The organism is Lysinibacillus sp. FSL M8-0355, from assembly GCF_038008985.1.
Taxonomy (GTDB): Bacteria; Bacillota; Bacilli; order Bacillales_A; family Planococcaceae; genus Lysinibacillus; species Lysinibacillus fusiformis_D.
In genome coordinates this window covers 3,208,422-3,223,084 of record NZ_JBBPAI010000001.1, presented here as the reverse complement: position 1 = coordinate 3,223,084, position 14,663 = coordinate 3,208,422, and the positions used below count along the sequence as shown (strand labels likewise).

The following is a 14,663-nucleotide window of genomic DNA, read 5'->3' as shown; positions in this document are numbered from 1 at the left end:
CATTTTTCGACAGTATATGTTTAAAAGCTGTGGGAAATGAAAAAAGTGCAACAGCAAATGTGCTGTTACACTTTTTTTAACGTAAATGTACTAATCATGAGTAAAGCTAAGATGGGAAAAAGGAAAAGATAAAATGCCGGATGGAACGCATTGGCTGCGAAATACGTTAAAGTTAAGAACGTACCTGCAGCTGTAATTGGTAAACCTGTGAAATAACCATTCGCTTCACTAATATTGAAGCGAGCTAAACGCATCGCGCCACAGACGATAAATAATACGGCCATCATCATGCCGGCAAAACCAAAATCAACTAGAACAACTTCATACATTAATAATGCAGGTGCCACACCAAATGATATAATATCACTCATAGAATCTAATTGTTTACCTAACTCAGACACTTGTCCGAGTGCTCTCGCTACCTTACCATCGTAGCGATCAAGAAGGGCTGCAATAAAGATAAACAAGACACTATAGCTATAATATTCATGTAAAGTGGCCATAATAGCCGCGCCTCCAAAGGACATATTACTAATTGTGATGAAGTTAGCTGCGTGCGATTTCATTTTCTTAACCGTGGTATCCACCAACTTGTGATAAAAAAACAAGGGGGATCACTCCTTTGCACTTAAGATATTGTACCATTATACTTCGAATGCGAAAAAATTGACAGTCTAAATTAATGGATAGGGGTTTTACTGTATGAAAGAAAAACTATATCAACGCTTGATAGAACTAACGAATGGTAAGCAATCTTCCCATCTTTTGCAGGTAATTGCAAAAGCGAAGTGGAGTAAACGTATAATTCCAAGCTACATGAAGTTATACGATATTAACATTGAAGAAGTTTCAAAAAAACAACAACAATTTTCAAGTTTACATGATTTTTTCACAAGAGAACTTCTAGAAGAAGCTCGACCTATTGAAAAAAATCCAACGATTTATGTTAGCCCAGTAGATGCCAAGGTGGAATCTTTTGGTCGCATTGAATGGGATATGACATTTCTAGTTAAGGGTAAGCCCTATGCATTACAAGATTTACTAGGTAATACAGAGAGAGCCGCACAATATGCAGATGGTCATTTTATCGTATTTTATTTAAGTCCTGCTGATTATCATCGTATCCATAGTCCGATAGATGGGGAAGTAGTACGACAATATACACTTGGTCAGAAATCTTATCCCGTGAATCAGCTAGGTCTTACATACGGTAAAAAACCAATTTCTCATAATTATCGTTTAGTGACAGAGCTGAAAGCAGCCAATCAACAGCATGTAGCCTTTATTAAAGTTGGTGCGACTTTTGTTAATTCCATTGTGCTTACGAATACGACAACGAAATGGCGTAAAGGTCAGGAAGTTGGATATTTTTCATTTGGTTCCACAGTGGTTATGCTGTTTGAAAAGGATACGGTTGAATTTACGGATAATGTTGTACAGGGAAGCCCAATTCGAATGGGTGAAGCTTTTGCAAATATGCTATAATGGTCGAATAATACGTTAAGATTAGGGGTCGCTATTTTGTATAATTTTTTATTACCGAACGAATTTGTGACGAATATTTTTGAAATTACGCCGGAAAAGTTACAAGAATTAGGAATTAGAGGCATCATTACGGATTTAGATAATACGCTTGTTGAATGGGATCGCCCAGACGCAACAGAAGAGCTGATTCTTTGGTTACGTATTATGAAAGAATCAGGTATTCGAGTTATTATTGCATCGAATAACAATGAAGCGCGTGTGAAGCATTTTGCTGAGCCATTAGATATCCCGTATATTCACAAGGCAAAAAAACCACTTCGTAATGCTTTTTATAATGCACTGATTCAACTAGGTTTACGCCCAAATGAAGTAGTCATGGTTGGAGATCAACTCCTGACTGATGTGATGGGCGCAAATCGTTTAGGCTTGCATACAGTGTTAGTAAAGCCTGTTGCACAATCAGATGGGCTGGTAACAAAATTGAATCGTTTCATTGAGCGTCGAGTATTTAATGATTTGAAACGTAAAGGAATAATAACTTGGGAGGAACAAGAATGATTGAAATGCCAAATTGTATTGGCTGTGGTACAACAATTCAAACAGAAGATAAAACAGCAGTTGGGTATGCACCCCCATCATCATTAGAAAAGGATGTGGTCATTTGCCAGCGCTGCTTCCGTTTGAAAAATTACAATGAAATTCAACCCGTGTCATTAACAGATGACGACTTTTTACGTATTTTAAACGGCCTTGGAACACAGCAGGGCTTAATCGTAAAAATTGTTGATATATTTGATTTCAATGGGAGCTGGCTACCTGGGCTTCACCGTTTTGTAGGGAAGAATCCTGTTCTTTTGATTGCCAACAAAGCAGATTTATTACCAAAATCAGTGAAACCGAAAAAAGTAATCAATTGGCTTAAACGCGAGGCAAAGGCACTAGGACTTCAGCCTATCGATGTTCTATTAGTCAGTGCCCATAAAGGCAAGGGAATGGCGGAAGCAATGGAGGCCATCGACGAGTACCGTAACGGACAAAATGTCTATGTTGTAGGTTGTACAAATGTTGGGAAATCTACATTCATTAACCGTATTATTAAACAGGCTACAGGAGAAGGGGAAGTCATTACAACGTCACACTTCCCTGGTACTACTTTAGACATGATTGACATTCCACTGGATGATGGTAGTGCATTATATGATACGCCTGGTATTATTAATCATCATCAAATGGCTCATCATATTGATTCAAGTGAATTAAAATATATTATGCCGAAAAAGGAAATTAAACCGAAAGTCTACCAGCAAAATCCTGGACAGTCCCTATTTATTGGGGCATTGGCGAGATTTGACTTTATCCAGGGAGAGCGTTCAGCCTTTACAATCCATGTGGCAAACGATCTACCGATTCACCGTACAAAGCTTGAGAAGGCCGATACATTATATGCAGAACATAAAGGCGAGCTTCTGGCACCTCCAACTGCAGATTTTATCGACCAACTTCCACCATTGGTACGTCATGAGTTTTCCATCAAAGAAGCGAAAACAGACGTTGTATTTTCTGGCCTAGGCTGGATTACAGTACAGCATGCTAATGTAGTCGTAGCAGCCTACGCGCCAAAAGGTGTACAAGTTTCAATTCGTCCTTCACTGATCTAAACAGAAGGATGTAGTAGAGAGAGGGACTAGAAAATGAAGAAATGGTTTGCAGTTATGGGTGATCCAATTGAACATTCAAAATCACCAGCCATGCACAATGCTTGGTTTGAGGACATGTCAATAGATGCGACATATATTCCTTTGCATGTACCTTCTGATCAATTAGAATCAGCAGTTGCTGGTTTGAAAACATTAGGGGCGAGTGGCTGGAACGTGACAATTCCTCATAAGACAGCAATCATTCCATATTTAGATGAGCTAGATGAGCTGGCGCAAAAAATGGGCGCAGTGAATACAGTCGTACGAACAAAAGAGGGAAAGCTGAAGGGCTATAATACAGATGGGATTGGCTTTGTTCGCTCACTAGAAGAAGCCGTTGGTGTATCTCGAAAGGACAAGCCTGTATTACTTGTTGGTGCTGGTGGCGCTGCTCGTGGTATTGCCTTTGCTATGCAGCAACAAGGCTATCACCATTTAACTATCGCCAATCGTACGGTGGCAAATGCCCAAGCGATAATTGATGAAATGGATATGGGTCGTGCGATGTCATTACAAGAAGCAGAAGAAACATTAGCTGATTTCGGCATTATTGTGCAAATGACATCGGCTGGCCTTGCTACGGGCAATTTTTCTATGCCATTTTCATTAGATCGACTTGCGAAAGGAGCAATTGTTGCGGATATTGTGTATAATCCATTAATGACGCCTTTTTTACAAGCGGCTGAAGAAAAAGGAGCAACGATTGTCACAGGCTTAGGGATGTTTGTCCATCAAGGAGCCATTGCTTTTGAACACTGGTTAGGAAACTATCCAAACACAAATTCAATGATTGCGCAGCTTAAGGCGCAATTAGGAGGAAACTAATTTTTATGTTAACAGGTAAACAGAAACGTTTTTTACGTGCAGAGGCACATCATTTAACACCTATTTTCCAAGTAGGAAAAGGTGGAGTTAATGACGAAATGACAAAGCAAATTCGTGAGGCACTAGAAGTACGTGAACTGATTAAAGTGCGTATTTTAGATAACTGTGAAGAGGACAAACATGAAGTTGCTGAATCACTGGCAACAGGTGCTCGTGCGGAGCTTGTCCAATTAATCGGTCTGACAGTTGTTTTATATAAAGAGTCACGCAATCATAAAAAGATTGTATTACCAAAAGCAACGAAATAAGGTGAGACGATGAAAAAGGTCGGTTTACTAGGTGGCACATTTAACCCACCACATATAGGGCATCTCATGATGGCTAATGAGGTTTTTCATGCGCTAGAGCTTGATGAAATCCGTTTTATGCCAAATGCTATACCACCACATAAGCAGGCACGATTTGATGCTAGTAATGTCGAACGACTCGAAATGGTGAAGCGTGCAATTCGTCCATTTCCTTATTTTTCAGTAGAGTCGTATGAGGTTGAGAAGGGTGGCGTATCCTATTCCTATGAGACACTTTCTGCCTTGTGTAGAAGAGAACCGGATGTGAAATTTTACTTTATCATCGGTGGCGATATGATTGATTCGCTACATACATGGCATTGTATTGATGATTTAGTAAAAATCGTGCGGTTTGTCGGAGTAAAGCGTCCAGGAACAGCGGCGACAACAGAGTACCCTATAAGTATGGTGGAAGTGCCTCAAATCGATTTATCGTCCACACTGATTCGTGAACGCCTTGCGACTGGGGGAACGGTAACATTTTTATTACCAGAAGCGGTAGAGACGTTCATACGAGAGGAAGGTCTTTATGGAACGCGAACAGTATTTAGCGGCGATTAAGCCAAGAATGCCTGAAAAACGTTATATTCATACAATCGGTGTAATGGAAACAGCCATCGATTTAGCACAAAAATATGGCGAGGATGTTAAAAAAGCTGAAATAGCAGCAATCCTCCATGATATTGCTAAATATGAAGACATTGAATGGATGGAGAATATCGTTCGTGATGAAAATTTAGATCCACAATTAATTGGCTGGGGCAGTGAATTACTCCACGGCCCAGTCGGTGCCTATATAGCGCAAAGTGAGTTTGGCATCACAGACGATGAGTTGTTAAATGCGATTCGTTTCCATACAACAGGACGCGTTGGGATGAGTCGTTTAGAAAAAATCATTTTTGTCGCAGATATGATTGAGCCAAACCGTCGATTTGATGGTGTGGAGCGTCTGCGAAAGAAGGCGCAAAAAAATTTGGATAAGGCGATGAGTGCATGTGTACGCCATACTTTGGCATTTTTAATAGACACAAAGCAACCAATTTATCCTTTATCAATAGAATGTTATAACGATACGATGAACAGAGAGGATAGTGAAGGATGACTTCAACTTTATTACAAGCAGCGTACAAAGCAATTGACGACAAACATGGTGAGGATATTGTCGTTTTAAATATGCAAGGAATTTCCCTTTTAGCAGATTATTTTATCATCGCCCATGGTAACTCTGACCGCCAAGTGCAAGCAATCGCGCGTGAGTTACAGGATATAGCAGAACAACAAGGCTATGAAATTCGTCGTGTCGAAGGTTTCGATGCAGCTCGTTGGGTACTTGTTGACCTTGGAGATGTAGTGGCGCACGTATTCCATAAGGATGAGCGTGCTTATTATAATTTAGAACGTCTATGGGGCGATGCACCGCAGCTAGACATGCCAGAGGCCTAAGCTAAGTGAGTAGTTACGAACGCTTTGCCCATGTCTATGATGAGCTACAAACGGATATTCCTTACAATCTTTATGTAGATTGGGTTGTACAGCATGCACCATGCAGCCAATACCCCACACTTTTAGATATTGGTTGTGGTACAGGTGTGCTTAGCTTGTTATTCGCCCATGCTGGTTATAAGGTCAGCGGAGTCGACTTATCAGAAGAGATGCTGTCCATCGCAGCAAAACGCTTTGCTGATGCAGGCTACCAAGCTCCGTTATATTGTATGTCGATGGACGAATTAGATGGCTTTGAGGCGTTAGATGTTGTGACGATTACCATTGACTCCCTTAATTATGTTGTAGAGGAGCAAGCCGTCTATACAACATTAGAACGTATTTATCATGCTTTACGTGATGGAGGACAGCTGTTTTTTGATGTTCATTCATTATTTAAGATGAATGAGATTTTTTTAGACGGACCGTTTACGTATGATGATGGGGACATTAGTTATGTATGGCATACAGCGCCAGCTGATTTCGAGCATTCTGTTACACATCAAATGACCTTTTATGTGCGAGATATCGCAAGTGAGTTATATGAACGTTTTGATGAAGAGCATTTACAACGTACTTTCTCAATAGAGCAGTATATGGCTTGGCTGCGCGCCATTGGTTTTCATGATGTGGAAATCACAGCTGATTTTACGGATGAAGCACCTGAATATGAAAGCGAACGCATTTTTATTCGTGCGGTGAAATAAAGAAAACGGAGCCACACTGTCCCCCAATGGGCAGTGTGGCTCTTTTGGTGGATAGAAAGGCTAAAGTGAAGGATAGCGTGCTTAAATCAGTGGATAGAAAAGCGAAAGCGAAGGATAGCAAGCTTAAATCGGTGGATAGCAAGGCGAAAGCGAAGAATAGCTCTCTTAAGCAGGTCAATAGAATCTCCTGATATTTATTATTATTTTCAATCAACAAGTCATAGTGTATGATGTAGATAACTCCATATGATGACCTTTTGCAAGGAAAGGATGGGTGCTATGCTCCAATCTTTATGGCAAAAGTATAAAAAAAGTATGTTATTCCCCAGCATACTGGTAGTCAGTGGACTTTGTTACTTCTATTTTTCGAGTTTTGACTCTTCACCTCCCCAAGAAGAGCTCATCGAGACAATCCAATCGTTTGCAGAAAAAAATCATAGTGAAACTGCTGAAGAAGCGGTGATTCAGCAGATATTTGTTGATATAAAGGGTGCTGTGATGTATCCAGGCGTTTATGAGCTTCAGCAAGACCAACGCATAAAAGATGCTGTCGAGCTTGCAGGTGGCTATACAGAGCAAGCTGACACACAGCGCATGAATCATGCGCAAAAAGTGCAGGATGAAATGGTGATTTATATTCCCACAAAGGGTGAACAGCTAGAAGATGGAGCTACAACTCTTTTAACAATACCTACTGAAAGTGCTCCTAAAGAGCAGAAGATTAATATTAATCAAGCCGATATAGCAATTCTAGCAACCTTACCAGGAATCGGCCCCTCGAAAGCGCAAAGTATTCTTACGTATCGAGAGGAACACGGACACTTTCAAGCGATCGAAGACTTAAAAAATGTAAGTGGTATTGGTGATAAAACATTTGAGAAGCTAAAAGATGCGATTACTGTAAAGTAAACGTTTTACAGGATGTAATATTGACGCCTCTTTTCTATAAGGGATACACTATAGTAGAAAAGCAAGAGAAATATAATTTGTAAGCCAATTTTTGGAGGTAATCATATGGAGCGAATTACTTGGGATCAATTTTTTATGGCACAGAGCCATTTACTCGCATTACGTAGTACATGTACAAGACTAGCAGTAGGAGCAACTGTTGTGCGTGAAAAACGCATCATTGCAGGCGGTTATAACGGTTCCATTATAGGAGACGAACATTGTATTGAACAAGGATGCTATGTAGTTGACAACCATTGTGTGCGTACGGTGCATGCTGAAATGAATGCCTTGCTGCAATGTGCTAAATATGGAACACCGACAAAAGGTGCTGATTTGTATGTAACACATTTCCCATGTCTACCATGTACAAAATCCATTATTCAAGCGGGCATTGAACGTGTCTATTACGCAACAGATTATAAAAATAATCCCTATGCCCAGGAATTATTTGCAAAAGCGGGAGTGGAAGTTGTCCATGTACCCTTTGATGACCGTAAAATCGATTTTTTACGAGATGAAAAACTAGCCTTGTACACAGAAATGCTTCATGAGCTTCGCGAGAGTGGCGTGCCAGCCGAAAAGTTGCTCCCATATGAACAGAAGGTGAGTGCATTATTTGGCATCGAGCTTTAAAGCATAAATGGATCTTTGTAGCTCTTGCTGTACTTGTAGCGGCTATTGCAGCACACTCGTCAGCATGGCTACTCACTTTTTTATTGCTTTTAGCCCTGTGGCTCATCTTAAAAGGTGAGTCATGTTTTTTTGTGACGTTTGTAATGATAAGTGCTTTATTCGCTTATTTTTTTCTTTCTACCTATCAACTGACGGAACCTTCCCCCTTACCAAAAACCTTCCCTATAACCTGGTCAAACGATTATAAAATAAACGGCCAAAAACTCCGTGGTTTTGCTACAACTACAAATCGTCAAAAGCTTTATGTGATATATACCTTTTCATCAGAGCAAGAAAAAAGTTTGTATGAAAATACTTCATTAGCAGGCAAAACATATCTTGCCAGGGGTGAGCTTGTAGCACCGTCTCCATCTGCGCATGCTTATGCATTTTCAATGACTGACTATTTAACAAGCAAGGGAGCAACAGGCATTGTGGAAATCGCTAGCTGGCGTTATGTCGAAAAGCAGTCTTCCATCTTCACCTTTTTGGCTGAAATAAGACACAGTATGAAAAAACATATAGAAAGAACCTTTCCAAAAGCCCTTGTAGCAGAGGCACAAGCACTTCTGATAGGGGCACAAGATCAAATGGAGGGTGAACTGCAGCGTGCCTATCAAAAGCTTGGTATCACCCATTTGTTTGCGATTTCTGGCCTACATGTCGCACTCGTGTCTTGGCTATTCTTTGAAGGCTTACTTCGAATAGGCATACGCAAAGAAATGGCTACGGCTGCACTACTGATCCTTTTACCCGTTTATGGGGTCATTGCAGGAGGTGCACCTTCTGTTTGGCGTGCAGTCTCTGTAGTTGAACTAATGATGTTACTGCGCTTTTTGAAGTGGACTCTTTCAATAGATGATGCACTAGCCATTAGCTTTATAGGCTTCGTTATGCTTGAACCAGGTGTCATTTTTCAAATTGGCTTTCAACTGTCCTATTTAGCTGCCGCTAGTTTGGTTTATTCAGGTATCATTTTCAAACAGACGGGGAATTGGCTCAGTCGTTCTTTTTTCGTCACATTTGTCTGCCAGCTGCTCGTTTATCCTCTATTACTTCATCATTTTTATGAATTATCTATGTCCTCGTTTTTTGTCAATATTCTGTTTGTTCCATTGTTTTCCTTTGTTATATTACCATTTAATATTGTAGTGTTTATGTTATCCTATATTTCCTTACCGCTTGCCAATATGCTATTTGCTGGCTACGAACCGCTACGTAATGGACTGACCCATATGATTATGGAGATGCAGGAGCTACCATTTCAATTATGGTCACCGGGTAAGCCAACGATCTGGCTTAGCTGTGTAGCACTGCTAAGTGTTTTAGCAAGCTTATATTACTTAGAAACGAGAAGGTTCAGGAAGGCTATTGTCGCACTTGTTATTCCCGCCATTTGGATTCATCTGTCACCCATGCTGTCTAACGAAACACAGATCACATTTTTAAATGTAGGACAGGGAGACAGTATCGTTATTGAATTGCCTTTTAGAAAAGCTGTCTATGTCATTGATGCGGGTGGGGTACTACGCTTTGAACAGGAGCAGTGGAAAAAAGCAGATAGTCCTTATGAGGTAGGGAAGCAAGTTGTAGTGCCATTTTTAAAAGCTAAAGGAATACGCACCATCGATATTTTTATCGCCACCCATGCGGATGCAGATCATATAGAAGGTGCCGAAGAGGTTTTACAAGAGATTAAGATGAAGGAAATACACGTGACACCAAGTTCTTTACAGCAGCCTTTAATGCAAGAATTATTGCTAGAAGCAAATAAGCACAATGTACCTGTTAAAGAAAAGATGATGGGGACAGCATGGCATAGTGGTGGGACAAATTTTTATTATTTATCGCCTGATGACACCCTTTATGAAGGAAACGATGATTCCCTCGTATTGTACATGCAACAGAACGACTTTACAGCGTTATTTACAGGTGACTTGGAGCAATATGGTGAACAACAGCTAATCAAGCGTTATGGACATCTATTAGCCAATCTAACATTGCTGAAAGCGGGGCATCATGGCAGTAAGACATCTAGTTCAGAAGCCTTTGTTGAGCTGCTCCAGCCCGAATTAACGGTTTTCAGTGCAGGTCTTCATAATCGCTATGGTCATCCACATGAAGAAGTAGTACAACGTTTTGTCAGTCGCAATTTAGCGACTTTGACAACAGGGGTGGATGGAACCATTGAAATACGTATTCGTGCTAATGGTTGGTCTGCTGCAGTAAATGAAAAAGGCCTTGTCCAATGACCAAGGCCTTTTTCCTGCATAAGTCCAATTACTGTGATACGAATTCTACTATAGTTGCAATAATAAACATAATTGTGAAAACGCCAAATGATACACCGAAGCCAACACCAGAATCGATGGCATCGTTACGTCGACATTGTATGTTTTTTCCTTCAAATGGATTCATTGTTATCCCTCCAATTCTGTTATTTATTATAAGACAACATGGTCATAAAAGCTATATCGAAAAGGAGAATTCCCAGTCTGGCAAGGAATAGACACAATTCGGTCAAAGTCACAAAGGACCATGAAATCATGTATACTAATAGTATTGCTAGATGGAGGGAAAATTATGATTTCAAAGGTTTGGAATACAATAAAAAAAGGTGAGCTGGCACCGGTTTATTTACTTGTTGGTGAAGAAAGCTATTTTATAGATGAAACCATTAAACGTTTAAAAGAAGCGATGGGGTCAGAAGAAGAGCTGGAAATGACCGCATTTGATTTAGAAGAGGTGCCAGTAGATGCGGTTATGGATGAAGCAGATACGATTCCTTTTTTCTCAGAACGTAAGCTTATTATTGCTAAAAACGCTTCGTTTTTAAAAGCAACTGAGAAAGGGAAAGAAAAAATCGATCATGATGTAAAACGTTTGGAAACGTGGTTATCGAATCCATCTGATTTCTCCGTAACGGTTTTTATTGCCCCTTATGAAAAATTAGATGAACGTAAAAAAGTGACCAAAATGCTCAAAGAGCATGTATTACTTGTACAAGCCGAAACCCCAAAAGAGCAGGATTTAGCCGTATGGATTCAAGGCGTTGTCAAGGCACAGGGCAACAGCATCACACAAGAGGCTATTGAGCTGCTTGTAACGATGGTGGGCGCCAACATGCTGCAATTGCAGATGGAAATTGACAAGCTTACCCTCTATTTAGGTGAGGGTGGAGAAATTACAGCCTCGTTAGTGGAGGATCTAGTAGCAAAAACATTGGAGCAAGATGCCTTTAAAATGCTCAATGCTTATTTGGCTAATGATTCGGTCAGCGCTTTGTCCATTTATCATGATTTATTACGACAAAAACAAGAGCCTATTATGTTAGTTGGCTTGCTTGCATCCAATGTTCGTACCATGTCCAATGTTTTTTATTTGTTGAAGAAAGGATATCATCCACAACAAATCGCCAAAAATTTAAAAATTCACCCGTATCGTGTCAAACTCATGACTGAGCAGCGTCATCGCCCATCAGAAGAAAGTTTATTGAGAGCATTATATCAACTAGCTGAGGTTGATTTACAGCTGAAATCGACTGGTGGTAATCGAGAGAGACATTTAGAATTATTTCTATTACGTCAACTGTAACATAAAAAGCTGTCCAATAAAGGGCAGCTTTTGTGTTATCTATCAAAATGAAAAAGATCAGCTACTCCTAATAGAGTATCTGATCCTTTAAACAATTACGCTTTTTTTGCAAGGCGAGACTTTTTACGAGCCGCCGCATTTTTGTGGATAAGTCCTTTTGAAGCTGCTTTATCTAATGATTTGAAAGCTGCTTGTAAAAGTTCTTGTTTGTTTTCAGCGTTTGCAACAACAGCGTTTTCAGCTTTTTTCACTGTAGTACGCATTGCAGATTTAGCTTGAGAATTAGCAATGTTTGCTTTTTCGTTAACTTTTACGCGTTTAATCGCAGATTTAATGTTTGGCATATATTTCACCTCCTAAATTAGGTACGAGATGATATCTTCTCATTGATTTCTTGTGTTAATACAACAAAAATCATTTTAACAAACGCTTGACCAAATTGCAATAGATAAATGCAAAGAATATTTACTTGACAGTTTGAACAAACTACAGCTTGAGGTGAACTGTATGCAAAATTTTAATTGGCAACGAACAGATTTAATCGATGAATCTGAAGAGGTAGTTGTCCATCAGACCAAAGAACAAAAAGAAAAGCTAGAACAATCGAGTGGCGTTCAAATAGAAGATCGGAATGCTGGTCGAGTGAAAATTACAGATGTCCTTGTAGATGCTGAGGGTGAAAAGCAAATTGGCAAAAAAGAAGGGCAGTATATTACACTTTCTGTCCCAACACTGACATTAGAAGACCAAGATGGCTTTGCACAGCTTGAGCAAGAATTACTTGTGAATTTTAAAAACATGCATGAATCACTTTCTTGGCAAGAAGATGATAAAATTTTAATTGTTGGTTTGGGCAATCGTACCATTACACCTGATGCCATAGGTCCTTATTTAATTGATCATCTGCATAGCTTAGATGTGATAGATGAAAAGTTTGTCATGTATGCGCCAGGTGTTACAGGGCAAACAGGCTATGAAACAGGGGAGTTTGTGGCTGCGATTGCTGAGCGTCTACAACCAAAATTAATTATTGTGGTTGATGCGCTTGCTACAAGGGCAAGTAATCGTCTTTGTAAAACAATTCAATTAACAGATACGGGCATCCATCCTGGCTCAGGTGTAGGCAATCAACGGCAAGAAATTTCCTATGAGATGCTAGGGATTCCTGTAACGGCAATTGGTATCCCGACAGTAGTAGATGCACCTGTATTAATTGCTGATGCGGTAGAAACGATGCTTCGCTCGATAGCAGCTCGTGTAGCTGAGCGCAGTAAACCATCATCGAAGCTCTCATTGTCCTCTTGGCAACCCGATATCAATAAAGAGCTTGATATGACGTTAGTACAACCTATTTTTGGAGAATGGGCGACATGGACGAAGGAGGAACGTCAGCAGCTGTTTGAAGAAACCTTCGCTGGCTCACATACACAATTGATGGTTACACCAAAGGAAGCAGACTATTGGATTGATCGCTATGCAAAACTAGTGGCTTCCATGCTAATGAACTGGGCAAGTGATTTATAATAAAGGCTCTAAAAATGTTCTTGATAGACCTTCTAAAACACTCAGATTTATGCGTAAAACAAGAAAATTATTTTCGTTCTAAATGACACCCCCTCTCCATACGATATGGGGAGGAGGGTGTGACTTTGCTAAAAAAACTACAATGGTCATTTGGTATATTATTGTTCTTTTTCGTATTACCTGTCATTGCTGGGCAACTTCCGTTCAACAAGCAAGCATCGACTCCGATTAAACAATCAGAAGATAAGCAAGTCGTGTTTGCCGCTACCAATTTAGCTGAACAAAGTGTACTGGAACAAACGAAAGAGCCTGAACCAGATCAAGCCCTAGACCCGGACCCATTTAAAGTGTTAGTGTTATTTACTCATTCACATGAAGCATACGAACCAATGGTGAAAGCTGTGAGTGGTAAGGTAGCGACTTCTCATGAAACAGTCAATATTATGAGTCTAAAGGATAAGATTGTGAATCATTTTAATGTAAATGGCTTGAAGACAAATATCCTCGATGTAGATATTATGAAGAAATTACAAGCTGAGGGTAAGGGATATCATGAATCCTATAATGTCATGAGACCTTATTTAAGTAAGCATTTAGAAACAAATAATTATGATTTAATACTAGATTTACATCGTGACTCATTAAAACATGATCTTACAACGATCTCATATAATGGGGAAAACTATGCAAAAATTGCTATTGTGGTTGGTGCAGAGCATGCAAATTACCGCTGGAATACAGCGTATGCAGAAAGTTTATCCTCCACATTAAATGCCATCGTTCCAAAAATATCAAAAGGTGTTATTTCCAAAAGTGGTGATGGTGTTGATGGGCGATATAATCAGGATTTGGCAAAGCAAATGATGATTGTTGAGATTGGTGGAATTGGTAATACGGAGGAAGAGGTTAATCGTACGATTGCCGTAATTGGCAAGGCCATATCAAAAGCATTTGTAAATGATTCAAAACAATAGAACAGGATGACAAAAAGTGAGTCTGTTACAGGCTCACTTTTTTGCTATTCTAGCATAAAAATTTCCAGAACAAAATCTAATTATTTGTCTTTCCATTGCTTCATTCTTGTCTTATAATTTTCAAGTTGGCTTTCGATTTTCATGATAAAACGTTAATGAAGGCATATGCAAGTAAGGCAAAATGTGCTTTTGAAGCATCTACCATTTTTGGGAATGCCTTTTAAGACAATAGCAAACATACATATGAATTTTAAAAAGACAAAGAGTGATCACGTTTCATTTTTCTCTAAAACTTTTATCGTATTTCAAACGTCAAACATATAAGTGCACAAATGAAAAAGTATAAAGAGGAGATGATGTTCAAATCACAGGTGCTATTAAGGGATAACAGGTTTTATCTTGATA

18 protein-coding genes are annotated in these 14,663 nt (G+C 39.6%); 15 read left to right on the top strand and 3 right to left on the bottom strand.

Annotated features, from left to right (window positions below; genetic code table 11):
- Positions 1-65: 65 nt before the first annotated feature.
- Positions 66-566, bottom strand: coding sequence for a CDP-diacylglycerol--serine O-phosphatidyltransferase (gene pssA, locus MKY46_RS15635; RefSeq protein WP_051891644.1), 501 nt, complete (start codon positions 564-566; stop codon positions 66-68).
- A 136-nt stretch (positions 567-702) separates the two neighbouring features.
- On the opposite strand from pssA, the gene MKY46_RS15630 reads away from it, so the two are divergent.
- From MKY46_RS15630 to MKY46_RS15575, 12 genes are all read left to right on the top strand, one after another.
- The gene (locus tag MKY46_RS15630; RefSeq protein ID WP_036121911.1) at positions 703-1,485 is read left to right on the top strand and encodes a phosphatidylserine decarboxylase; all 783 of its coding nucleotides are present in this window, start codon (positions 703-705) and stop codon (positions 1,483-1,485) included.
- Positions 1,486-1,521: 36 nt separating this feature from the next.
- Positions 1,522-2,043 (top strand): YqeG family HAD IIIA-type phosphatase, encoded by a 522-nt coding sequence (locus MKY46_RS15625; RefSeq protein WP_036121908.1) that lies wholly within the window; start codon positions 1,522-1,524, stop codon positions 2,041-2,043.
- A complete protein-coding gene (yqeH, locus tag MKY46_RS15620) occupies positions 2,040-3,143 on the top strand; it encodes a ribosome biogenesis GTPase YqeH (protein WP_036121905.1) in 1,104 nt (367 codons plus the stop codon). Before MKY46_RS15625 ends, yqeH begins: the two co-directional genes overlap by 4 nt.
- Before the next feature lie 33 nt (positions 3,144-3,176).
- Complete coding sequence (aroE, locus tag MKY46_RS15615; protein ID WP_036121902.1) at positions 3,177-4,007, top strand: shikimate dehydrogenase; 831 nt, start codon at positions 3,177-3,179, stop codon at positions 4,005-4,007.
- 5 nt (positions 4,008-4,012) lie between these two features.
- Positions 4,013-4,315, top strand: a complete 303-nt coding sequence (gene yhbY / locus MKY46_RS15610; RefSeq protein ID WP_036121900.1) for a ribosome assembly RNA-binding protein YhbY — start codon at positions 4,013-4,015, stop codon at positions 4,313-4,315.
- 9 nt (positions 4,316-4,324) lie between these two features.
- Entirely contained in the window at positions 4,325-4,915 is a 591-nt protein-coding gene (locus tag MKY46_RS15605; RefSeq protein WP_036121897.1) for a nicotinate-nucleotide adenylyltransferase, read from the top strand.
- Complete coding sequence (gene yqeK / locus MKY46_RS15600) at positions 4,884-5,456, top strand: bis(5'-nucleosyl)-tetraphosphatase (symmetrical) YqeK (RefSeq protein WP_036121894.1); 573 nt, start codon at positions 4,884-4,886, stop codon at positions 5,454-5,456. The genes MKY46_RS15605 and yqeK overlap by 32 nt, the downstream gene beginning before the upstream one ends.
- Positions 5,453-5,797 (top strand): ribosome silencing factor, encoded by a 345-nt coding sequence (rsfS, locus tag MKY46_RS15595; RefSeq protein ID WP_036121893.1) that lies wholly within the window; start codon positions 5,453-5,455, stop codon positions 5,795-5,797. The genes yqeK and rsfS overlap by 4 nt, the downstream gene beginning before the upstream one ends.
- Positions 5,798-5,802: 5 nt before the next feature.
- Positions 5,803-6,543: a class I SAM-dependent DNA methyltransferase gene (locus MKY46_RS15590; protein ID WP_036121889.1), complete on the top strand. Its 741-nt coding sequence runs from the start codon at positions 5,803-5,805 to the stop codon at positions 6,541-6,543.
- Between the two features lie 279 nt (positions 6,544-6,822).
- A complete protein-coding gene (locus tag MKY46_RS15585) occupies positions 6,823-7,452 on the top strand; it encodes a helix-hairpin-helix domain-containing protein (RefSeq protein ID WP_036121886.1) in 630 nt (209 codons plus the stop codon).
- 105 nt (positions 7,453-7,557) lie between these two features.
- Positions 7,558-8,127 carry a ComE operon protein 2 gene (locus MKY46_RS15580; RefSeq protein ID WP_036121883.1) on the top strand — a complete coding sequence of 190 codons (570 nt, stop codon included), beginning with the start codon at positions 7,558-7,560 and terminating at the stop codon, positions 8,125-8,127.
- A 131-nt stretch (positions 8,128-8,258) separates the two neighbouring features.
- Positions 8,259-10,418: a DNA internalization-related competence protein ComEC/Rec2 gene (locus MKY46_RS15575; RefSeq protein ID WP_230593801.1), complete on the top strand. Its 2,160-nt coding sequence runs from the start codon at positions 8,259-8,261 to the stop codon at positions 10,416-10,418.
- Positions 10,419-10,446: 28 nt separating this feature from the next.
- On the opposite strand, the gene MKY46_RS15570 is transcribed toward MKY46_RS15575, so the two are convergent.
- The gene (locus MKY46_RS15570; RefSeq protein WP_036121877.1) at positions 10,447-10,584 is read right to left on the bottom strand and encodes a YqzM family protein; all 138 of its coding nucleotides are present in this window, start codon (positions 10,582-10,584) and stop codon (positions 10,447-10,449) included.
- 165 nt (positions 10,585-10,749) lie between these two features.
- Between MKY46_RS15570 and holA the strand changes: the two genes are divergently transcribed.
- On the top strand, positions 10,750-11,760 hold the full coding sequence (holA, locus tag MKY46_RS15565) for a DNA polymerase III subunit delta (RefSeq protein ID WP_036121874.1): 1,011 nt from the start codon (positions 10,750-10,752) through the stop codon (positions 11,758-11,760).
- 95 nt (positions 11,761-11,855) lie between these two features.
- On the opposite strand, the gene rpsT is transcribed toward holA, so the two are convergent.
- The gene (rpsT, locus tag MKY46_RS15560; protein ID WP_036121871.1) at positions 11,856-12,104 is read right to left on the bottom strand and encodes a 30S ribosomal protein S20; all 249 of its coding nucleotides are present in this window, start codon (positions 12,102-12,104) and stop codon (positions 11,856-11,858) included.
- Between the two features lie 163 nt (positions 12,105-12,267).
- Here rpsT and gpr point away from each other — a divergent pair, with 163 nt between their 5' ends.
- A complete protein-coding gene (gene gpr, locus MKY46_RS15555) occupies positions 12,268-13,284 on the top strand; it encodes a GPR endopeptidase (protein ID WP_036121869.1) in 1,017 nt (338 codons plus the stop codon).
- A gap of 119 nt (positions 13,285-13,403) precedes the next feature.
- Entirely contained in the window at positions 13,404-14,258 is an 855-nt protein-coding gene (spoIIP, locus tag MKY46_RS15550; protein ID WP_230593800.1) for a stage II sporulation protein P, read from the top strand.
- The last annotated feature ends 405 nt before the right edge of the window (positions 14,259-14,663 follow it).